Below are 20,172 nucleotides of genomic sequence, written 5' to 3'. Positions count from 1 at the left end.
CCCATCCAGCCGGTACTTCTAGGCCAGCATGTGGCGGCCGGCTTGACCTGTCTCAAGACACCCCCGCCTCTTGACGCAAATCAAGCGCGATCGCTGCGCGGGGTCTTAGGCTCGTTTCAATTCAATGAGGGTGCCAGATCCATGTTCGACGCCAACAGGATGAGCGAAGAGTTGCGAACGCTGAAGGTCGACGTCGCGCGCTTGTTGAGCACCGCCGGCGAGGAGGTGTTCGAGAGCTCGAAAGATCGCGCCGAGGCGCTCGCCGATCAGATCAGGGCCGCGCTCGCCGAGCTCGGCGAAACCGTCGAACAGGAGCAGGAGCAGCTCCAGAGCCTGATTGCGGAGCGCCCGATTACCTCGCTCGCCTCCGCCTTCGCGCTGGGCGTGGTCGTCGGCTTCATGCTGAGGAGACACTAGGTGAACACCGAGAACGTCGTCAAACATCTGCGCGTGCTGTGGCGCACCGACAGGATCATCGCCGACATCAGGCTGCGCCATCTGCTGATCGGCCTCGGCCTGCGCGCCTTCGCGGCGCTGATCGCCGCGTTCGGACTGCTGATGCTGGAGCTGTCGGCCTATTTCGCGCTGGTGCAGATCTGGAGCGCGATCGCCGCGGCGGCCATCCTCGGCGCCGTCAATTTCGCCATCGCGGCCGCTCTCTTCCTGATCGCCGGCTGGCCTCCGTCGGGCCGCGATATCGAGCTCGCCAACGAAATTCATGACGCGTCCATCGAAGCGCTCCAGCTCGAGGCACGTGCGCTCCAGGCCCAGGTGTCGGGCGCGGTGCATCATCCGCTGAGCACGATCGTGCCGACGCTGCTGCCGCTGATCGCAATCGTCGTGAAGAACTTGCGAACGGCGGCCAAGACGGCGCCCGATGCAGATTCGGCCAAGGCGCGCTCCTAGAGGAACGGCTTCGGCTCGAATCGGATGCCGCGGCGACTTGTTCAACTCTCGCGGCAGAGCAATCGCATGGAGCGATTTCTGCAATGGCCATCCTTCGAGACGCCCGCCGTCGGCGGGCCTCAGGATGAGGATCGAGGGCGCTACGCCAGACGCTGCCTCCCAGCAAAAATGCGAAAACAACCCCATGCACAGTAGACCGCCCCTGTCAGAACAAGGACTTGCGGATTTGCGAAATAAATTCTGGCACGTCGGGCAAAACAGTGGCATACTGGCACCATCGCAACAGTCGCGAGCGTCAGGGCTTGCAAGGCTGCGCCCATCCCGACGCTGTTGCGCATAAACCCTTCATCCACATTTCGAAATTCGCATTCGCGCGCAGCGCGCCTGCGCCGCCCAGGAGGACACGGCACGTGACCACAGCTCTCTCGCATCCCATCACATCGCCGCTCGCGGCAAACGATCGCGGCGCCCCCGCCGCGAACCCGCACGTCAAGCTCACCAGCGCCGCATCGCGGTCAGGCGTCCCGACCCGCAGGCCGGCGAACGGCATCAAAGCTTCAGCCTGACGTCGCAGATGTCTGGCTCGGCCGGGTCCGGCTTGACCTCAAAACCGAGCTGCCGGCACATCTCGAGCATCACGGTGTTCTCCTGCAGCACGTCGCCCGAGATTGTCTTCAGCCCTTCGGACCGCGCGTAGTCGATGATCAACTCCATGAGGGCCCAACCGAGCCCCCTGCCCTTGAGGTCGGACCGCAGCAGGATCGCGTATTCGCCGGTCTCGTAGATCGAGTCGGAATGGAGCCGGACCACGCCGACCATTTCGCCGGTGGCCTCGTCGAATGCGATGAAGGCCATCGCGCGCGCATAGTCGAGCTGGGTCAGGCGTGCGATGAATTCGTGGGTGAACTCCTTCATCGGGGCGAAGAAGCGCAGGCGAAGGTCGTGTGCCGTGACGTGGCGCAGGAATTCGTGGATGGTCGGCTCGTCCTCGGGGCGCATGGGCCGCACGAAGATGCGCCAGTCCTCCTTGAGCTTGAGGCGGCGCTCCCATTGCGACGGATAGGCGCGAACGGCGAAATTGGCCGGGCCGGAGCCGGCGAACTTCCGCTGCGGCGGTGCGATTGCGACGCGGGCATCCACCGCCGTCACGCCGGTTTCGTCGGCCAGCAGCGGATTGATGTCGAATTCGCGGATCTCGGGAATGTCGGCCGCCATCTGCGCCAGCTTGACCAGCACCATGGCGACGACGTCGTGCTTCACCGCCGGCACGTCCCGATAGGCCTTCAGCAGCCGCGACACGCGCGTGCGGTCGATCAGATCGCGGGCCAATTGCAGGTCGAGCGGCGGCAGCGCCAGCGCCTTGTCGTTGATGATCTCCACCGCCGTGCCGCCGCGGCCGAAAACCACCACCGTGCCGAAGGTCGGATCGTCGGCAAGGCCGAGGATCAGCTCGCGCGCCTTTGCCTTGACGACCATGGCCTGGACGATGACGCCGCCGATACGCGCCTCGGGCCGCAGCTTTCGCGCTCGCGCAAGTATGTCCGTCGCCGCTGCACGCACGGCCTCCGGCGTCGTCAGGTTGAGCACGACGCCGCCGACGTCGGATTTGTGGGTGATGTCCCGCGACATGATCTTCAGCACGACGGTGCCGCCTTGGGCGAAGATGTCCTTTGCATAGGTCACCGCCTGCTCGACATCGGCTGCCGCAAAGGTCGGCACCATCGCGATATTGTAGGCTTCGAGCAGGTGCTTGATCTCGACAGGTTCGAGCCACTGGCGGCCGTCCGCGATCGCGGCTGTGACGATCTCTCTCGCCCCCCTGACATCCGGAACGAACGTATCGGGCATCGCGGGAGGCACCTGGGTCAGCTCCTCCACGACTTCCCGGTGCCGGACCAGATGCATGAAGCCGCGCACGGCGTCGTCCTCGGTCGGATAGTTCGGCACGCCGGCGCTGGAGAGTGCCTGGATGATGTGCTGATCGGCGCCGACCCAGGCCGCCAGCACGGGCTTTGCCCATCGCCGGTGCTGCTCCCGATACTTGGCCACGAGCTCCGTCACGGTCTTGGCGATCTCGACGGCCGATGCGATCGCGGTCTGCACGTTGAGGACGAGGACTGCGTCGTTGTCGCGATCGGCCAGCAGCTCCTCCAGCGCCGCTGCGTAACGCGCAGCGTCGGCGTCGCCCACGATGTCGACGGGGTTTGCACCGGACCAGGTCGGCGGCAGCGCCGCATCGAGCTTCCTGCGCGCATCAGTCGAGATGGTTGCCGGAATACCTCCGAGCTCGACCAATCGATCGACGGCGAGGACGCCGATGCCGCCACCGTTGGTGAGGATGGCGAGACGCTTTCCCGTCGGCGATTCCACGCGGCCGAGTGTCTCGGCACAGTCGAACAGCTCGCGCAGGTCGGACACCCGCAGCACGCCCGCGCGGCGGAACGCCGCGTCATAGACGGCGTCGGCACCGGCGAGCGCCCCGGTATGCGTGGCAGCGGCCTTCGCACCCTGCGCCATGCGGCCGGACTTCACCACGACGACGGGCTTCACGCGCGCGGCGGCCCGCGCCGCCGACATGAACTTGCGCGCGTCCTTGATCGCCTCGATGTAGAGCAGGATCGCGCGGGTCTTGTGATCCATCGCGAAATGGTCGAGCAGATCGGCAATGTCGACGTCGATCTGATCCCCGATCGAGACGATGCCGGAGAAGCCGACGCCGCGCTGCGCGGCCCAATCCACCATGCCGGCGGCAATGGCGCCCGATTGCGAGATCAGCGCGAGGTTGCCGGCCCCCGGCATGTGGGCGGCGAAACTGGCATTCAGGCTGACGCCGGGCATCATGATGCCGAGGCAGTTCGGCCCGATCAGCCGCATGCCGTGTTTGCGGGCGGCAGCGCTGGTCGCCTCGTGCAGCGATCCCGGTCCCTGGCCGAGCCCGGCTGAGACGATCAGCGCACCCGCAGATCCGCGACGGCCGGCCTGCTCGACGATGCCTGGAATCTCGCCCGCGGGCGCGGTGACGACGACGAGCTCGGGCACGAAGTCCAGCCTGTCCAGGCTCTTCACCGCCGCGAGGCCGCCGATCTCGGCGTGGCGCGGATTGACGAGGCCAAACCGCCCCTTGAATCCCGCTTTCCGAATGTTTTCCAGGACCGCGCGTCCAACGGACGCCGGACGCGCGCTCGCGCCGACGAGCGCGACCGAGCGCGGCGATAGCAGGTTGTTTAGGCGATAGATGGACATGAAAGCAAATGCGCTGGGTCAGCGGCGGTTCCGATGATTGACGATGCGGCCGAAGCAAGGAGCCTGGTACGAGATCATAACCCAGCACGGTGGCTGGCCAATGACGGCCATTGTCACATTGTCGATGCCATGGAAGTTCGAAAGACGTACCCGACGGGCATTGGAAGCTCCTCAGCCTTCAACATAGGCAAGCGCTTCATCGAAATACTTGATCCTCGTCAAGCCGGGGAACTCGGTACTGGTCACCCGGGACGGGCGTTGACTGAGTCAAGGACTGGCCACTCGGTCGTTCTATGAGATAGTTCAGTCGGAGCGGTTCGCCCGGAGACAGACATGCGTGCGATAGTGTTGCCGGCCCCACGTGCGCGGCTCCAGATGGAAGAGCGGCCCGACCCGATCCTCGGCGCGGCCGTGCTGACGCCCTGATGGTGCTTGCCATGTCCGCTTCGATGAAGGATGACACGGCGGCTCAGGAGCGCATCTTTCGGATGCTGACCGACCATCCCGGCGTGATGCGCATCGACACGCATGCCGCCTCGGTGTTCCTGGACGCAAAGCGCGCGCTGAAGATCAAGCGCGCCGTCCGGTTTCCCTTTCTCGACTATTCGACGCTCGAAAAGCGCAAGGCGGCCTGCGAGGAGGAGATCCGGATCAACCGGCCCTTGGCGCCGCAGATCTATCATGGCGTTGTGGCGATCACGGAAGAGCCGGGTGGATCGGTGAAGGTCGAGGGCGCCGGCCGGCCGATCGAATATGCGGTCGACATGTCGCGCTTCGACGAAAGCAGGACGTTGGATCATCTGGCCGAGGCGGGCCCGCTCGACGCGAAGCTTGCCTCGGCCGCCGCCGACGCCATTGCGGCTTCGCACCTGGCGGCGACACGCGCCGACGGAGAAGCATGGGTCTCCTCCATCCCGGGCCTGATCGACGGCAACACGAATGGTCTGCAGCCCGGCGGCCATTTCAGCGCAGAGGCGATCGAGCAACTCGGCAAGGCTTCGCACGCGGCCTACTCGCGTATTCGTCCCCTGCTCGCAGAGCGCAACCAGCGGGGATTCGTGCGCCGCTGCCATGGCGATCTGCATCTGGCAAACATCGTCATGATCGATGATCGCCCCGTGCTGTTCGACGCGATCGAGTTCGACGTGCAGATGGCGACGGTCGACGTGCTCTACGATCTCGCATTCACGCTGATGGACCTGCTGCAGCATCATCAGCCGGGCGCGGCGAACATGGTCCTGAACCGCTATCTCGCCGCGACGCCGGCCGACAATCTCGACGGGCTCTCGACCCTGCCGCTGTTCATGTCGATCCGGGCGGCGATCCGCGCCCAAGTGACCTTGGCGCGACTCAAGCGGCCGCATTCCGACGGTCCCGGCATTCTCAACCTGGCACGACGTTACTTCGACCTCGCCGGCACGCTGATCCGTCCTCCCGCTCCGCGCCTGATTGCGGTCGGCGGGCTGTCCGGCACCGGAAAGACCGCCCTGGCGCACGCGCTCGCGCCGGTCGTGGCACCGGAGCCAGGCGCCGTCGTGCTGCGCAGCGATCTCGTGCGCAAGCAGATGTTCGGTATCGAGGATACCCATCGCCTGCCGCCTTCGGCCTATACGCCGGAGGTCACGGCCCGCGTCTACGACACGCTGGTGCGGCTGGCCCGGCGGGTGCTGGCGCAGGGCCATTCGGCGATCGTCGACGGCGTATTCGCGCGCGAGGACGAACGCGATGCGATCGCGGCGCTGGCGCGCGAGTGCAACGTGACGTTGAACGGGCTGTTCCTGGTCGCAGACCTTGCAACCCGGCAAGCGCGCATCGGCAGCCGCCGGGGAGACGCATCGGACGCCACGCCGGAGGTTGCCGCGCTGCAAGAGCACTATAATATCGGCCATGTCGGCTGGGCGACCATCGATGCATCCGGGACACAAGAGCAGACGCTTCAGAACTGCCGGAACGTCATCGCTGAGGGGCAAACAAGGCAATCAGACTGATGAGGGCAAGGAAGTCGCGACCCACCACGCGCTCGACGGCAAATACGCATGCCAAGCCGGCAACGCGGCGCAATGTCCTGCCCGCCCGCCTCAGCCCCGGCATGGCCTGCGACACGGCCTTCCGCATCATCGCCCGCCGACACCTCGGCGCGGTGATCGCTCAGCACGACGGCACCTGCCGCGGCGATCCGGATGCGCTGCACCAGATCCGGATCGCACTCACCCATCTGCGGACTGCAATCCGCTTCTTCTCGCCCATGGTCGACGATGCCGTGCGACCGGAAGTCTGGGCCGAACTGAAATGGCTGAACAGCCAGCTCGGCATGGTGCGGGACCTCGACGTGGCCATCGAGCGGATCGTCGCAGAGAGTAGCGACGAGCTCGCCGTGGTCGCCGAGCTTCAGCGCTGGGACGAGAAACGCGCGGAGAGCCATCGGCTGCTGGCGCGTGCGCTGCAATCGGCGCGGTATCGCCGCCTGGTCGAGCAAACCTCAACGTGGATCGAAAGCGGCCCCTGGTCGACCCGCCGCAGCAAGGAAGCGATCCGGTTGCGCCGCTGCACCCTCGCCGACCATGCGACGGAGCGGCTGACCGAGTGGGAGACGACGCTGCTCAAGAAGGCCCGTAAGCTGAAGAAGCTCGATGTCGAGAAACGTCACAAGCTGCGGCTGCTCAACAAGCGGATGACCTACTCGGTCGAGTCGCTTGCGGATCTGTTCGCCGATGGGGTGGCGACGAAACAGAAGTCCATCCTCAAGCAATTGCGCAAGGCACAACGCTCGCTCGGTCAATTGAACGACGATGCGCGCGGACAGGCACTGGCGGCCTCGTTGAATGGCGCCGGAATCGATGCCAGCAATCGCTTCCTCAACCGCAAACGCGAGAAGAAGTTGTTGCGGAAGGCGTCAACAGCCTATCGCAAATTGGACAAGGCGAAGCCCTTCCGCTCCTCGGATCTCGCGCCGAGATCGGAGCCGGAGGCTTAGGTGTGCACGTAGTCCCCCGGCGCATCCGGCAGGCCGAGGGCGTCGCCAAGTCCGATCTGCGGGGGAGCGCAGGGCGCGCCGGAACGTGCCGCCAGCCAATTGGTCCATTCCGGCCACCACGAGCCTTCAAAGCGCGGAGCCAGCTTCAGCCATTCGTCGGCACCGACATAGGGCGCATCGGCAGCCTTGGTCAGCACCTGATAAAAGTGGCCCTCCTCTAGCGGAGGCGCCACGACGCCGGCATTGTGACCGCCGCTGGTCAACAGGAACGTCACATCGGCATCGACCTGATAATGGATCTTGTAGACGGATCGCCAGGGCGCCACGTGATCGGCGAGCGTGCCGACCACGAACATCGGGGTATGAATGTCGGACAGCGAGACGTTTCGGCATTCGACGCGGTAGCGACCTTCCGCCAGATCGTCGTTGAGGAACAGCTTGCGCAGGTACTCCGAGTGCATGCGATAGGGTAGCCGCGTGGCGTCGGCATTCCAGGCCATCAGGTCGCTCGGTGGCGAGCCGTCGCCCATCAGATAGTCACGCGAGAGCCGCGACCAGATCAGCTCGTTGGAGCGCAGCAGCTGGAACGCGCCCGCCATTTGTGTGGTGTCGAGATAGCCGCGCTGCCACATCATGTCTTCGAGGAAGGCAACCTGGCTCTCGTTGATGAAGAGCGTCAATTCGCCGGCCTCGGTGAAATCGGTTTGTGCGGCGAGAAGCGTGACGGTGCCGAGACGGCTATCGCAGTCCCGCGCCATGGCCGCCGCAGCTATCGACAGCAACGTCCCGCCAAGACAATAGCCGAGCGCATGGATCTTCCGGCCCGGCACGATCTGGCCGATCATGTCCAGTGCCGTCATGACGCCCAGCTTGCGGTAGTCGTCGAAGGCAACATCCCGATCGTTCGCATCCGGATTGCGCCAGGAAATCGCGAAGACGGTGAAGCCCTGAGCGGTCAGGTATCTGACCAGGGAATTCTGCGGCGACAGATCGAGGATGTAGTACTTCATGATCCAGGCCGGCACGATCAGAATCGGCTCCGGGCGCACCTGCGCAGTCGTCGGATGGTACTGGATCAGCTCGATTAGGCTGTTGCGGTAGACGACCTTGCCAGGCGAAACCGCCATCGTCTTGCCGACCACGAACTGCGCATCGTCCGTCAACTTCGAGCCGGAGAGCAGACGCATCAGGTCGCTGCACCAGTTCTGCCAGCCAAAGACGAAATTCTCCCCGCCGCTCTGGAACGCTTTTTCCAGCACCTGCGGATTGGTGACCGCGAAGTTCGAGGGCGCCAGCATGTCGAGCATCTGGCGCATCGAGAACTCGACGATGGCTTCATTAGCGTGCGACACGCCGCGTATGCCGGTCGTGGCATCGTGCCACCAGCGCTCGGTGAGCAGAAACGCCTGCGCAAGCAGATTGAACGGCGCGGCTTCCCATTGCCGGTCCTTGAAGCGGCGATCCCGCCCCTGCGGTCGAATGACGGACCATGGTTCCTTGGATGTCGCGTGAGCGGCAGCTTCCAGGAAGCGGCCTGAGTCGCGGAAGATATTGCGGGAGAGCTCCATCTGATGCTGAGGCGCAGCCGCCAGATGCGCGCCCCAATCGAGCCAGGCGAGCGACAAGGCCACAGGCGAGATTCCGCCCGTGAACCGCGCCAGCATGGCATGAAATGCACGATCGAGCGGATACGAATCCGTTGTTTGCGGGCAAGTGCAATCAGCCGGCGTGCCTGCGACCCTTTCAGGAATCTCGGCAGCCGGCCTGGTAGCGGGAGCTTGCAGCGGTGCTTCGGCCCGTGGGAAGATCTTCACGACGCTCATGGCTCATTGTTCCTGCGGGCTTCTGTTCTACGCCTGCGGCAGGATATGGCGACGCTTCCGCCGCGCGTTGAGCTGCATCAAATCGCGGCACGGATCAAAATCGGTCAATCAAGGTAAGCTTTGTCCACTTGAGCTTTGTCGCTTGACCTGGGTCAAACCACACCCCGACGGATTCACTACGCTTCATCCATTGAAGTTGACGTGCCAGCGGAGTTTGTCCATGCGCGCCCACCAGATCATGACCCGGTCGGTCATCTCGGTCACCCCCGACACCAGCATCGTCGAGGCGGCCAATATCATGCTGAAGCGACATGTGAGCGGCCTTACGGTGGTCGACGCTACCGGCAAGCTGGTGGGCGTGGTGTCGGAAGGAGATTTCATCCGCCGCAGCGAGATCGGCACCGGGCGCAAGCGCGGGCGCTGGCTGCGGTTCATCCTCGGTCCGGGCAAATCCGCCAGCGACTTCGTCCATGAGCACGGCCGCAAGGTCTCCGAAGTGATGACCGACTCGCCCGTGACCATCACCGAGGATACGGCGCTTGCGGAGATCGTCGATCTCATGGAGCGAAACAACGTCAAGCGGCTGCCGGTGGTGCGCGACGAAAAGGTTGTCGGGATCGTGTCCCGCGCCAACCTGTTACAGGCCGTGGCCGGGCTCGCCCGCGAAGTGCCGGATCCAACCGCCGATGACGACCACATTCGCAGCCGCATCATCGACACCATGGAGAAGAACGACTGGTGCCCGTTCGGGCTGAACGTCATCGTGCGCGACGGTATCGTTCATCTCAGCGGCGTCATCACCGAAGAGCGGGCACGGCAGGCCGCGATCGTCGCCGCGGAGAACGTCGAGGGCGTGAAGAAGGTGCACGATCATCTCTGCTGGGTCGACACCATATCCGGCGTCTATCTCAACTCGCCTGAAGACGACGAGCTCGCCAAAGCGAGCTGATCGCCGCGGAGTTCAGCTCGGAATGACGGCGGTGGCTTCGATCTCGACGCGCGCCGCCTTCTCGACGAGGCGGACGACCTGAACCAGGGCCATCGCTGGATAGTGCGTTCCGAAGACGTCGCGGTAGATCTTGCCGAGCTGCTTCAGATTGGCCAGGTACTCGTCCATGTCGACGACATACCAGGTCAGGCGCACGAGGTGCTCGGGCCGGGCACCGGCCTCGGCCAGGATCGCTGCGATGTTGTCCAGGGTCTGGCGCACCTGCGCAACGAAGCCATCGGCGAGACGCTCCTCGGCGTCCCAGCCGATCACCCCGCCGGTGACGACGATACGTCCTTCGGCAGCCATGCCGTTGGCATAACCCTTCGGCAGCGGCCAGCCTGACGGCTGCAGGATCTGCGCCCTTGTGCGCGTTCCATCTTCGGCTGCGGTCGGCAGCACCGCGAGTTGCGGGCTTTTCGGCGTCGTCACAGACAATTCTCTATCCTTCTCTCATTCCGCGGCGACGCCTGAGGACGTCACTGCAGCCTGCGCCAACTGCCGCAGGGCAAAGCGCTTCAGCTTGCCGGTCTCGGTCTTCGGCAATTGCGCGACGAACTCGATGGCGCGCGGATATTTGTACGGCGCGATCTCGCGTTTGACGTGCTCCTGCAACTCGGCCACCAGCTGAGCGTCAGGGGTCACGCCGGGCGCGGCAACAACATAAGCCTTGACGATCATGCCCCGCGCCTCGTCGGGCGCACCGACCACACCGCACTCGGCGACCGCCGGATGCGTGAGCAGCGCCGCTTCGACGTCAGTTCCTGCGATGTTGTAGCCCGCCGACACGATCATGTCGTCGGAGCGCGACTGGTACCAGAAATAGCCGTCGTTATCCATCAAATAGGTGTCGCCGGTGATGTTCCAGCCGTTCTGGACGTATTTCCGCTGCCGCTCGTCGGCCAGGTAGCGGCAGCCGGTCGGCCCGCGCACGGCCAGACGGCCCATCGTTCCCGGCGGCACGTCCCGGCCTTCATCATCGACGATCTTGGCTTCGTAGCCCGGCACGGGCTTGCCGGTGGCGCCGGGGCGGATCTCGTCCTCGGTCGCGCTGATGAAGATATGCAGCATCTCGGTCGAGCCGATGCCGTCCATCAGCTTGATCCCGGTCGCCTTGAGCCAGGCATCGAATGTCGGCTTGGGCAGAGTCTCGCCCGCAGAGACGCACTTGCGGAGCGAAGAAATGTCGCGGCCTGCGAGCTTGCCAAGCATGGCGCGGTATGCGGTCGGCGCCGTGAAGCAGACCGTGGTCTTGTACTGCTCGATCGCATTCAGAATGTCGTCCGGTGTCGTCTTCTCCAGCACGACGAAGGAGGCGCCGATATGCATCGGAAACAGCACGCCGCCGAAGCCGAAGGTGAAGGCGAGCGGCGCCGAGCCGATGAAGCGATCGTTGTGCTCGGCGCGCAGAATGTTGCGCGCATAGCCGTCACAGACCGCGAGCATGTCGCGATGGAAATGCATGGTGCCCTTGGGATCGCCGGTCGTGCCCGAGGTGAACGCGATCAGGCAGATGTCGTCGGCGGCGGTATCGACCGCCTCGAACTCCGGACTGGCATCGGCGGTCAGCGCTTCGAGCGAATCCGCCGCGCCATTGCCCCAATAGATGACCCGATCGAGGCCCGGTGCCGCAGCCTTCGCCTTCTCCATCTCCTCGGCGAGCTTTCCATCGCATAGCGCCAGCGTGATCTCGGCCTTCTGGATCGGATAGGACAGCTCCTTGGCGCGCAGCAGCGGCATCGTCGCCACGCAGATTGCGCCGGCCTTGATCACCGCGAGATAGGTCGCAACCATCATCGGATTGTTGGCCGAGCGCAGCAGCACACGCCCGCCGGTGACGAGGCCGAGCTTGCCAACCAGCACATTGGCGATGCGGTTTACCAGCGCCTGCAGCTCGCGATAGGTGTAGCTGACGCCTGGGCTGACGACGCAAGGAGCATCGCCGTGGCCCTGCTCGACCCAGCGATCGAGGAAATAGCTGACGCAATTCAGTCGCGGCGGATAGTTCAGCTCCGGCCGCGTGAAGATGAATTCGGGCCAGAGCTCGCGCGGCGGCAGATGTTGCCGCGCGAACGTATCGACATGGGCCGTCGCAGCATTGCCGTCACACGAGCCCGACACTTGAATCTTGGCGGCGTTGGCCATCGCACGCTCCTTTCAGCATGGATTGCACCCGGCAGCACGATCTGGAAAACATTTTAGGCTTAAAACAATTCGGCGCAATAGGGGATTTTGGGCATCCCGTGCTTTTTCATGCGGCAAAGGGTGTCGGGCTGTCGCGCCCGCAGGCTACGGCCGGCGGCGGGCGGCCGATTTCTGCGCGGACGCCTTGGTCTTGGCGAGGAGGCGCATCAATTCGCGCACGTCCTTCGGGGAGAGATCGGCGAACAGATCGGCGATCCAGGTCTCGTGCTCGGCGGCCATCCTGCGGAACTCGGCACGCCCAAGCTTTGTCAGCCGGATCACCTGGACGCGGCGATCGGTGTCCGAGGTCCGCCGGTCGAGATGGCCTGATTCCACCAGACGCTCCACGAGCCCGGTCACATTGCCGTTCGAGACCATCATGCGCTTGGAGACATCTGACAGGGTCATGCCGTCAGGCGCCTTGTCGAGCTGTGCCATCAGGTCGAAACGCGGCAACGTGACGTCGAACCGCTGCCGCAGCCGACCGCGCACCTCGCCCTCGATCAGCGTCGTGCAGGTCAAGAGCCGCAACCACAGCCGCAGCTCTTCGGCGTGGTCCTCCGGTGTTTCGACAACCTTGGTCTCGGAATCGAGCATGTCGATGCAGTCACTCACGGCCGGCATTGGCGCGGGCACGGATTCCCCAACGTTTTGAGCTTCAAATAAATCCGCGCCGGCCGCAAGTCCAAAGCTGCAACAATCGACCGCACGCCAGTTTCTTTAGGCTTCAAATAATTGGCGCGCAGCTTGCATGCACAACTGCCCGCAGGATGCGACGCATCGCGCTCGGCTTGCCGGGCCCGCCGTCATCGGCATAAGCTTTGGATTGGAGTACGTGGCTTGCAGCGCAAGCCAATCGTCACGAGGGACAGATCATGAAGACGCAAATGACCTTGGCTGCAGCTGCGATGCTACTCGGCACCGTGGTGACCCCTGCCCTCGCCCAGGAAAAGATCAAGATGGGTGTGATCGTGACCCTGTCGGGGCCCGCCGCAGCGCTGGGCCAGCAGGTTCGCGACGGCTTCGCGCTCGCCGTGAAGGATCTCGGCAGCAAGATGGGTGGCCGCGATGTCGAGGTCGTCGTCGTCGACGACGAGCTGAAGCCGGATGCTGCGGTGACCAAGGTGAAGGGCCTTCTGGAGCGTGAGAAAGTCGACTTCGTGGTCGGGCCGATATTCTCCAACATCCTTCAGGCCATCCACCGGCCGATCACGGAGTCGAAAACCTTCCTGATCAGCCCCAATGCCGGTCCGTCGACCTTCGCTGGCAAGGATTGCAACCCGTTCTTCTATGTGACCTCGTATCAGAACGATCAGGTGCACGAGATCCTCGGCAAGGTCGCGCAGGATCGCGGCTACAAGCGGATGTACCTGATGGTGCCGAACTATCAGGCAGGAAAAGACTCGGTGGCGGGATTCAAGCTCGACTACAAGGGCGAGATCGTCGAAGAGTCCTACATGCCGCTGAACACGCTGGATTTCCAGCCGGAGCTGTCCAAGATCTCCTCGCAGAAGCCCGATGCAGTGTTCACGTTCATGCCGGGCGGCCTCGGCGTCAATCTCGTCAAGCAATACCGCCAGGCGGGGCTCGCCGACACCATTCCGGTGCTCTCGGCCTTCACGGTCGATGAATCGACCCTGCCGGCGCAGCAGGATGCGGCGGTCGGCATGTTCGGCGGCGCGAACTGGGCGCCCAACCTCGACAATCCTCAGAACAAGAAGTTCGTTGCCGCCTACGAGGCCGCCTACAACAGCGTTCCCGGCACCTACGCCTTCCAGGCTTACGATGCCGCGATGCTGATCGACAGCGCGCTCAAGGCCGTGAAGGGCAATCTCTCCAACAAGGACGCCGTTGGCGCCGCCTTGAAGAAGGCCGACTTCACCTCGTTGCGCGGGGCTTTCAAGTTCAACAACAACAATTATCCGATCCAGGATTTCTACCTGACCAAGGTCGCCAAGCGTCCGGACGGCAAGTTCCAGACCGAGATCGTGCAGAAGGTCTTCGAGAATTACGGCGACCGCTATGCCAAGGACTGCAAGGCGGCGAACTAAGGCCGTGTATTGCGTTACGGGAGGACTGCAATGAAGAGCGAAATCACCGGCATCACGCGGGCCAATGAGGGAATCCAGGGCATTTCCTGGAACATCCTCGGCCAGACCTACGTGCCGAAGAGCTACGCCGAGAACAGCTTCTCCTGGCACGCGACGCTGCCGCCGGGCACCTTCGTGCCGCCGCACATTCACCCCGACCAGGATGAGTATCTCTACATGCTGGAGGGCAAGCTCGATTTCATGCTGGGCAATTCGGAGGCGCAGGCAAGTGCAGGCGACCTGATCCGCCTCGGCATGGGCGTGCCGCACGGCATCTTCAACAAGTCGGAGCAGACCGCCAAGGTGCTGTTTTGGGTCTCGCCGAGCCGCAGGCTGTTCGACCTGTTCTGGGGGCTTCACAACATGAAGGAGCAGAAGCCTGAGGACGTCGTGGCGATGGCTGCCGAGTTCAACATCCACTTCCTACCACCGCCGCCCGGCGGCTAGCAGCCTGTCTTAAGCGCGGACCGCCGCGAGTCCCGGCACCGCGGCGAAGCCTGCCTTGGTGGCATAGCCGCGCACGATGGCCTCGCGCTGGGAATAGCTCAGGACGTTGTCGACATTGTCGAAACCGTCGGGCGCGAGCTGCTCGACCGCGTCAATGACGCCCTCCGGCCCGCCGCGCCGGTTGGAGCGAACGATCTCGGCCGTCATCGGCAGACGCTTCTTCTCGTATTCGAGCAAGGCCTGACGCGGGTGCTCGGCGCGCACCAGCACATCCGCAAGACAGCGCGCGTCGAGAATGGCCTGCGAGGCGCCGTTCGACCCCACCGGATACATCGGATGCGCGGCATCGCCGAGCAGCGTGACCCTGCCCGATGACCAATAGGGCAAGGGATCGCGATCGCAGGTCGGATATTCGTAGAATTCGGGCGTTGCCGAGATCAGGCTCTTCACGTCGATATAGGGCACCGAGAAGCGCGCCACGTGCGGCATCAGCTCCTCGCGGCGGCCCGGCCGCGACCAGTCTTCCTTCCGCGGCGGCGGCGCGTTGCCCTCGCCCACCTTCACCAGCACCGCCCAATTGGTCAGGCGGCTCGCCGGGCTCGATCCTTCCGCGATCGGATAGATCACCACCTTGGCATTGAGACCGCCGGCCACGATCATCGATTTGCCGGTGAGAAACAGCGGCCAGTCACGCGCACCGCGCCACAGCATGAGGCCGTTCCAGCACGGCGGCCCTTCGTTCGGAAACAGCGTCTCGCGGACGCGCGAGTGAATGCCGTCGGCGCCGATCAGGATATCGCCGCGCGCGGTGTGGACATGGGCGCCGGCGCGATCGAAGAAGTAAGCGGTGACGCCGCCCTCGTCCTGCGAGAAGGCGCCGAGCCGGCAGCCGGTGTGAATCGCCTCACGGCCCAACCGCTCCTCTACGGCACGGTGGATGACGCCTTGAAGGCGGCCGCGATGGATCGAGAATTGCGGCACGTCGTGGCCGGCGTCGATGCCGCGAGCTTCGCGCCAGACCTCCTGGCCATGGCGGTTGAGATAGTAGAGCTGATCGGTGCGGATCGCGATCTCGTCGAGATTCTGCAACAGGCCGAGGCCGGCCAGCTCGCGCATGGCATGCGGCAGCGTGTTGATGCCGACGCCGAGCTCGCGAATGGTGTCGGCCTGCTCGAAGATCTCGCAATCCAGGCCGCGCGAGCGGAACATCAAAGCCGTCGTGAGACCACCGATACCGCCACCGACGATAATCGCCTTCATCGCCCTAACTCCACTCGAACCGCAGGCAATGGGTTAACGTCGCACGGGCGGTCACTCCGCCGCAAGCGGCTTTGTCGCCTCCGCCTTGAGCTCGGCCCGGGTCTTGGGCTTAGCCTTAATTCTCAGCTCCTCAAGATCCTGCCGGTCGCGCACGCTGTTGCGGAACCCGAATACATGCGCATCGGCGACATCACCGCGCGATTGGCGAGCTTCATCTCACGCAGGCGGCAATGAAATTAGTTTAAGCCTAAAATAATGTCCCGCAAGTCCCCTCACTGGATTGGCTGCAGATGATTGCGACCGGCTCAGTCGCCCCTGAAGACCGGTTTGACCTTGTTGGCGAAAGCGTCGAAGGCGCGCTCGAAATCCGCCGTTGTCATGCACAGGGCTTGAGCCACGGCCTCTGCCTCGATCGCCTCCTCCACCGACATCGCCCATTCCATCGCCAGCATCCGCTTGGTCATGGTGTTGGCGAAGGTCGGGCCTTCCGCGACCTGCTTGGCCAGAACCTGCGCCTGGGGCAGCACCTGCTCCGGCGTGACGATACGGCTGAAGAAGCCCCAGCGCTCGCCCTCTTCCGCCGTCATGAACCGGCCGGTGTAGAGCAGCTCGGAGGCGCGGGACTGCCCGATGATGCGCGGCAGGATGGCGCAAGCACCCATGTCGCAACCGGCCAACCCCACCTTGTTGAACAGGAACGCCACCTTGGCCCCGCTCGCCGCAAGGCGCATGTCGGATGCCATGGCGATGATCGCCCCGGCGCCGGCGCAGATACCTTCGACCGCGGCCACGATCGGCTGCGGGCAGGCCCGCATCGCCTTGACGAGGTCGCCGGTCATGCGCGTGAATGCGGTCAGACCCTTGGTGTCCATCTTCACCAGCGGGCCGATGATCTCGAACACGTCGCCGCCGGACGAGAAATTGCCGCCGGCACCCGTGACGACGATGGACTTGACCGCGTCGTCGAAGGCGCAGGCGCGGAAGAAGTCGGTCAGTTCCCGATAGCTCTCGAACGTCAGCGGATTCTTTCGTTCGGGACGGTTGAGCGTGACCGTCGCAACGCCGTCGACCACGGCGAGCAGGAAGTGCTGCGGTGAGTAATCCGCAAGCGGCACGGTAACGGGATTGGCTGGTCTGCTCATGGGATCTCCTTGGCTTTCTTTTTCCGCACCTGCCAGGCAGGCTAGACTTCGCCACCGGCCACTGCGATCGCCTGTCCGGTGATCGCGCTCGCGCCCTCCCCGCACAGCCAGAGAACCGCGTCTGCGACCTCCTGAGGCGTGACCAGCCGTCCTTGCGGATTGTGCTTCGCGAGTTCGGCAATTGCCTGCTCGCGGGTCCGGCCCGTCTTCTTCATGATGTTGTCGATGCTCCCGGCGACGAGGTCGGTGTCGGTGAAGCCTGGGCACACCGCATTCACGGTGACGTTGCTTCCGGCCATCTCGAGAGCAAGCGAACGCACGAGGCCGATCACGGCGTGCTTGGCCGCTGCATACGCGCTGACATAGGCATAGCCCTTGAGCCCTGCGGTGGACGCCACCGCGACGATGCGGCCGTAGGGACGATCCTTCATGCCCGGCAGCACGGCCTGGACAGCATGTACGACGCCCATGAAATTGACATCCATCATCCGGCTGAAGAGCGCGCTGTCCGATTTCGCAAACGGCGCCGATTCAGCGCTACCCGCGTTGGCAACCAGGATGTCGATCGGCTTGCGCGCACTTGCCCCGGCGATGGCAGCTTTCAAAGACGCTTCGTTCGAGACGTCAGCGACAGCCGCAAAGTGCGCGGTGCCTGCATTAACCGCCTCGTCTAGAACCGCCGCGCTCCGGCCAAGCACGGTCACGGTCGCACCGGCGCCGACGAGAGCGGACGCGATCGCTCGGCCGATGCCGCGCCCACCACCGGTGACCAGCGCGTGCGGCGAATGCGGCAATCCGGACATACGCTGGCTCCCTCGGCTCTCGTGATCGCGCCTCCGATATATTTTAACCTTCAAGTTTTTGCAACGAAAGCGGCGCTCGATCGGCGAGCACGCCGCGCGGGAGACGGCCCGAAAATTGCTTTAAGTATAAAATTATCGCTTTCCATCCCCCACAGGCCTGTTAGCATCGAAGGGCCCAGCAGAAGGATGTCGCGTGTCGCAGCCTGTGCCAATGATAACAAAGGACGAACGCTTCGCCTACGAAGCGGCGGGTGATCCGGACGCAATACCGCTGATCTTCCTGCACGGCATCGGCGGCGCGGCGCGGGCCTGGCGGCGGGAGCTTGCGACATTTGGCGACCGCTTCCGCGCGATCGCATGGGACATGCCCGGTTATGGCAGATCGGCGCCGCTTGCCAGCGTCAGTATCGCTGCCCTGGCGGAGGCGCTGCAGCAATTCATCGCGCAACTCGGCGTCAGCAGGCCTGTTCTGGTCGGCCATTCCATCGGCGGCATGATTGTTCAGAAGTGGCTGGTTCAGTTCCCCAACCTGGCACGCGCAGTCGTGCTCGCGCAGACCAGCCCTGCCTTCGGGAAGGCGGACGGCGACTGGCAGAAATCGTTCATCGCGGCGCGGCTCGGGCCGCTTGATCGCGGCGAGACGATGAAGTCGCTGGCCCCCTCCCTGGTGAAGGAGCTCGTCGGCGACGATCCCGATCCGAACGGGATGGAGATCGCCCGCGAATGCATGGGGAGCGTGCCCGAAGCGAGCTATCGCGCCATGATGCTGGCTCTCATCGGCTTCGATCAACGCAGCACGCTCGGAAATATCTCCGTTCCGACGCTGTTGCTGTCCGGCTCAAAGGACAACAACGCGCCCGCGCCGATGATGGCAAGGACGGCGACCTATATCCCGGGGGCCGAATATGTCGAGCTGCCTGGCGTCGGCCATCTCGCCAATCTCGAACGCCCCGAGGCTTTCGACGAAGCTCTCGGCCGGTTCCTGAACTCTCTCGCGACCAAAGCCTAAGGTAACTGCGCGATGACCATGCAAGTCAGCAAGACGATTGGCGCGACCAACAGGGTCGCGCTGGATGCGCCGATCTTCGATCCCACTGCATTCCGCTTGAACGACGAGCAGGCCGGCATCATCACCCGCGCGAGAGAGATTGGCCAGACCGTGTTTGCCGGTCGCGCCGCCACTTACGATCGTGAGGCGACTTTCCCGACTGAAAATTACCGCGATTTGCATCGCATCGGTCTACTCGGTATCGCCGTGCCCAAGAAGCACGGCGGCCTCGGCGCGAATTACCAGACCTATGCCTTGGCGGCGGCCGAGATCGGCCGCTATTGCGGCGCCACAGCGCTGACCTGGAACATGCATGTCTGCTCGACGCTGTGGTCGGGTCCCCTCGTCGACGATCTGGACATGGATGCGGAGACGCGCGCCGAGCACGAGCGGCGGCGCGCGATCCATTACAAGCGCATCGTCGAGGATGGAGCGATCTACTCGCAGCCCTTCTCCGAAGGTGGAGCTGCCGCTGCCGGCGGGGTCGCATTCGGCACTGAAGCAAGGCCGGTCGCAGGCGGTTGGATCGTCAACGGCAAGAAGATCTTTGCATCGCTCTCGGGCCACGCCGACTATTACGGCGTGCTTTGCACCGAGATCGAGCAAGGCAAGAAGGCGTCGCGCCGCAACACGCTCTACCTGGCGATATCAGCCAAATCAGAAGGCGTCTCGGTCGTCGGCGACTGGGATCCGCTGGGCATGCGCGGCACGGTTTCGCGAACGCTGCTGTTCAAGGATGTGTTCGTTCCGGAAGATTCGGCGCTGATGCCGCGCGGCGTCTATTTCCAGGCAGCTCAGCGCTGGCCGCACATGTTCCTGACGCTGTCGCCGACCTATATGGGCCTGGCGCAAGCCGCCTACGACTTCACCGTGCGTTACCTGCGCGGCGAGGTCCCTGGCATGCCGCCGGTCAAGCGGCGGATGTATCCGACCAAGCAGATCGCGGTGGCGCAGATGCAGATCAAGCTGGAGCAGATCAAGGCAATCTGGTTCCAGGCCGTGACCGAGGCGCGCGCCAATCCGAGCAAGGAGCAAGTGCTGCGCGCCTATGCCGCGCAATATTCCGTGATGGAGGGCGCCAATGAGCTCGCCGCGCTCGCGATCCGCACCTGCGGCGGCCAGGCCATGCTTCGCTCGCTGCCGCTGGAGCGGATCTATCGGGACAGCCGCTGCGGCTCGCTGATGCTGCCCTGGACCGCCGAGCTCTGCCTCGACCGGATCGGGCGCGAAGCGCTCTACGAGGCCGGTGAAACGGACGACTGAC

The 20,172-nt window shown here is 64.2% G+C and carries 17 protein-coding genes; 9 read left to right on the top strand and 8 right to left on the bottom strand.

Annotated features, from left to right (window positions below; all coding sequences use genetic code 11):
- The first annotated feature begins 141 nt into the window (after positions 1-141).
- Both ABIA45_RS02080 and ABIA45_RS02075 read left to right on the top strand, forming a co-directional pair.
- A complete protein-coding gene (locus tag ABIA45_RS02080) occupies positions 142-417 on the top strand; it encodes a hypothetical protein (protein WP_275500590.1) in 276 nt (91 codons plus the stop codon).
- On the top strand, positions 418-906 hold the full coding sequence (locus tag ABIA45_RS02075; protein WP_404650972.1) for a phage holin family protein: 489 nt from the start codon (positions 418-420) through the stop codon (positions 904-906).
- Positions 907-1,455: 549 nt separating this feature from the next.
- On the opposite strand, the gene ABIA45_RS02070 is transcribed toward ABIA45_RS02075, so the two are convergent.
- Entirely contained in the window at positions 1,456-4,149 is a 2,694-nt protein-coding gene (locus ABIA45_RS02070; RefSeq protein ID WP_404650971.1) for a GNAT family N-acetyltransferase, read from the bottom strand.
- A 449-nt stretch (positions 4,150-4,598) separates the two neighbouring features.
- On the opposite strand from ABIA45_RS02070, the gene ABIA45_RS02065 reads away from it, so the two are divergent.
- Complete coding sequence (locus tag ABIA45_RS02065) at positions 4,599-6,137, top strand: AAA family ATPase (protein ID WP_404655603.1); 1,539 nt, start codon at positions 4,599-4,601, stop codon at positions 6,135-6,137.
- Positions 6,137-7,123, top strand: coding sequence for a CHAD domain-containing protein (locus ABIA45_RS02060; RefSeq protein WP_404650970.1), 987 nt, complete (start codon positions 6,137-6,139; stop codon positions 7,121-7,123). The genes ABIA45_RS02065 and ABIA45_RS02060 overlap by 1 nt, the downstream gene beginning before the upstream one ends.
- Here the strand turns inward: ABIA45_RS02060 and ABIA45_RS02055 are convergent.
- On the bottom strand, positions 7,120-8,946 hold the full coding sequence (locus ABIA45_RS02055; RefSeq protein WP_404650969.1) for a PHA/PHB synthase family protein: 1,827 nt from the start codon (positions 8,944-8,946) through the stop codon (positions 7,120-7,122). The genes ABIA45_RS02060 and ABIA45_RS02055 overlap by 4 nt on opposite strands.
- Positions 8,947-9,166: 220 nt before the next feature.
- On the opposite strand from ABIA45_RS02055, the gene ABIA45_RS02050 reads away from it, so the two are divergent.
- Positions 9,167-9,895 (top strand): CBS domain-containing protein, encoded by a 729-nt coding sequence (locus ABIA45_RS02050; RefSeq protein ID WP_404650968.1) that lies wholly within the window; start codon positions 9,167-9,169, stop codon positions 9,893-9,895.
- Between the two features lie 12 nt (positions 9,896-9,907).
- Here ABIA45_RS02050 and ABIA45_RS02045 read toward each other — a convergent pair whose 3' ends face one another.
- The 3 genes from ABIA45_RS02045 to ABIA45_RS02035 all read right to left on the bottom strand — a co-directional run bounded on the left by ABIA45_RS02045 (position 9,908) and on the right by ABIA45_RS02035 (position 12,742).
- Positions 9,908-10,366: a RidA family protein gene (locus tag ABIA45_RS02045; protein ID WP_404655602.1), complete on the bottom strand. Its 459-nt coding sequence runs from the start codon at positions 10,364-10,366 to the stop codon at positions 9,908-9,910.
- Positions 10,367-10,387: 21 nt separating this feature from the next.
- On the bottom strand, positions 10,388-12,079 hold the full coding sequence (locus tag ABIA45_RS02040; RefSeq protein WP_404650967.1) for a benzoate-CoA ligase family protein: 1,692 nt from the start codon (positions 12,077-12,079) through the stop codon (positions 10,388-10,390).
- 144 nt (positions 12,080-12,223) lie between these two features.
- Positions 12,224-12,742 (bottom strand): MarR family winged helix-turn-helix transcriptional regulator, encoded by a 519-nt coding sequence (locus tag ABIA45_RS02035; RefSeq protein WP_271537214.1) that lies wholly within the window; start codon positions 12,740-12,742, stop codon positions 12,224-12,226.
- A 251-nt stretch (positions 12,743-12,993) separates the two neighbouring features.
- Here ABIA45_RS02035 and ABIA45_RS02030 point away from each other — a divergent pair, with 251 nt between their 5' ends.
- Positions 12,994-14,169 (top strand): ABC transporter substrate-binding protein, encoded by a 1,176-nt coding sequence (locus tag ABIA45_RS02030; RefSeq protein ID WP_404650966.1) that lies wholly within the window; start codon positions 12,994-12,996, stop codon positions 14,167-14,169.
- Between the two features lie 30 nt (positions 14,170-14,199).
- Positions 14,200-14,655 carry a cupin domain-containing protein gene (locus ABIA45_RS02025; RefSeq protein WP_157285597.1) on the top strand — a complete coding sequence of 152 codons (456 nt, stop codon included), beginning with the start codon at positions 14,200-14,202 and terminating at the stop codon, positions 14,653-14,655.
- Positions 14,656-14,664: 9 nt separating this feature from the next.
- On the opposite strand, the gene ABIA45_RS02020 is transcribed toward ABIA45_RS02025, so the two are convergent.
- From ABIA45_RS02020 to ABIA45_RS02010, 3 genes are all read right to left on the bottom strand, one after another.
- Positions 14,665-15,915 carry a flavin-dependent oxidoreductase gene (locus ABIA45_RS02020; RefSeq protein ID WP_404539451.1) on the bottom strand — a complete coding sequence of 417 codons (1,251 nt, stop codon included), beginning with the start codon at positions 15,913-15,915 and terminating at the stop codon, positions 14,665-14,667.
- A gap of 305 nt (positions 15,916-16,220) precedes the next feature.
- Positions 16,221-17,057: an enoyl-CoA hydratase family protein gene (locus ABIA45_RS02015; protein ID WP_404650965.1), complete on the bottom strand. Its 837-nt coding sequence runs from the start codon at positions 17,055-17,057 to the stop codon at positions 16,221-16,223.
- Between the two features lie 41 nt (positions 17,058-17,098).
- The gene (locus ABIA45_RS02010) at positions 17,099-17,860 is read right to left on the bottom strand and encodes an SDR family NAD(P)-dependent oxidoreductase (protein WP_271537206.1); all 762 of its coding nucleotides are present in this window, start codon (positions 17,858-17,860) and stop codon (positions 17,099-17,101) included.
- A gap of 211 nt (positions 17,861-18,071) precedes the next feature.
- Here ABIA45_RS02010 and ABIA45_RS02005 point away from each other — a divergent pair, with 211 nt between their 5' ends.
- Together ABIA45_RS02005 and ABIA45_RS02000 are read left to right on the top strand one after the other, a co-directional pair.
- Positions 18,072-18,869 carry an alpha/beta fold hydrolase gene (locus tag ABIA45_RS02005; protein WP_271537204.1) on the top strand — a complete coding sequence of 266 codons (798 nt, stop codon included), beginning with the start codon at positions 18,072-18,074 and terminating at the stop codon, positions 18,867-18,869.
- A 12-nt stretch (positions 18,870-18,881) separates the two neighbouring features.
- The gene (locus ABIA45_RS02000; protein WP_404650964.1) at positions 18,882-20,171 is read left to right on the top strand and encodes an acyl-CoA dehydrogenase family protein; all 1,290 of its coding nucleotides are present in this window, start codon (positions 18,882-18,884) and stop codon (positions 20,169-20,171) included.
- Position 20,172 lies beyond the last annotated feature (1 nt).

Source organism: Bradyrhizobium sp. USDA 336 (assembly GCF_044908355.1).
Lineage (GTDB): Bacteria > Pseudomonadota > Alphaproteobacteria > Rhizobiales > Xanthobacteraceae > Bradyrhizobium > Bradyrhizobium yuanmingense.
Note: the sequence above shows the minus strand (reverse complement) of the source record. Positions and strands in the feature narration are given on the sequence as shown.

What these genes read in the sequence shown, in the direction of transcription:
- ABIA45_RS02035 (WP_271537214.1), bottom strand. Translation starts at nt 12,742, where the DNA reads ATGCCGGCCGTGAGTGACTGCATCGACATGCTCGATTCCGAGACCAAG.
- ABIA45_RS02015 (WP_404650965.1), bottom strand. Translation starts at nt 17,057, where the DNA reads ATGAGCAGACCAGCCAATCCCGTTACCGTGCCGCTTGCGGATTACTCA.
- ABIA45_RS02055 (WP_404650969.1), bottom strand. Translation starts at nt 8,946, where the DNA reads ATGAGCGTCGTGAAGATCTTCCCACGGGCCGAAGCACCGCTGCAAGCT.
- ABIA45_RS02065 (WP_404655603.1), top strand. Translation starts at nt 4,599, where the DNA reads ATGAAGGATGACACGGCGGCTCAGGAGCGCATCTTTCGGATGCTGACC.
- ABIA45_RS02070 (WP_404650971.1), bottom strand. Translation starts at nt 4,149, where the DNA reads ATGTCCATCTATCGCCTAAACAACCTGCTATCGCCGCGCTCGGTCGCG.
- ABIA45_RS02080 (WP_275500590.1), top strand. Translation starts at nt 142, where the DNA reads ATGTTCGACGCCAACAGGATGAGCGAAGAGTTGCGAACGCTGAAGGTC.
- ABIA45_RS02030 (WP_404650966.1), top strand. Translation starts at nt 12,994, where the DNA reads ATGAAGACGCAAATGACCTTGGCTGCAGCTGCGATGCTACTCGGCACC.
- ABIA45_RS02025 (WP_157285597.1), top strand. Translation starts at nt 14,200, where the DNA reads ATGAAGAGCGAAATCACCGGCATCACGCGGGCCAATGAGGGAATCCAG.
- ABIA45_RS02005 (WP_271537204.1), top strand. Translation starts at nt 18,072, where the DNA reads ATGATAACAAAGGACGAACGCTTCGCCTACGAAGCGGCGGGTGATCCG.
- ABIA45_RS02050 (WP_404650968.1), top strand. Translation starts at nt 9,167, where the DNA reads ATGCGCGCCCACCAGATCATGACCCGGTCGGTCATCTCGGTCACCCCC.
- ABIA45_RS02040 (WP_404650967.1), bottom strand. Translation starts at nt 12,079, where the DNA reads ATGGCCAACGCCGCCAAGATTCAAGTGTCGGGCTCGTGTGACGGCAAT.
- ABIA45_RS02010 (WP_271537206.1), bottom strand. Translation starts at nt 17,860, where the DNA reads ATGTCCGGATTGCCGCATTCGCCGCACGCGCTGGTCACCGGTGGTGGG.
- ABIA45_RS02020 (WP_404539451.1), bottom strand. Translation starts at nt 15,915, where the DNA reads ATGAAGGCGATTATCGTCGGTGGCGGTATCGGTGGTCTCACGACGGCT.
- ABIA45_RS02060 (WP_404650970.1), top strand. Translation starts at nt 6,137, where the DNA reads ATGAGGGCAAGGAAGTCGCGACCCACCACGCGCTCGACGGCAAATACG.
- ABIA45_RS02000 (WP_404650964.1), top strand. Translation starts at nt 18,882, where the DNA reads ATGACCATGCAAGTCAGCAAGACGATTGGCGCGACCAACAGGGTCGCG.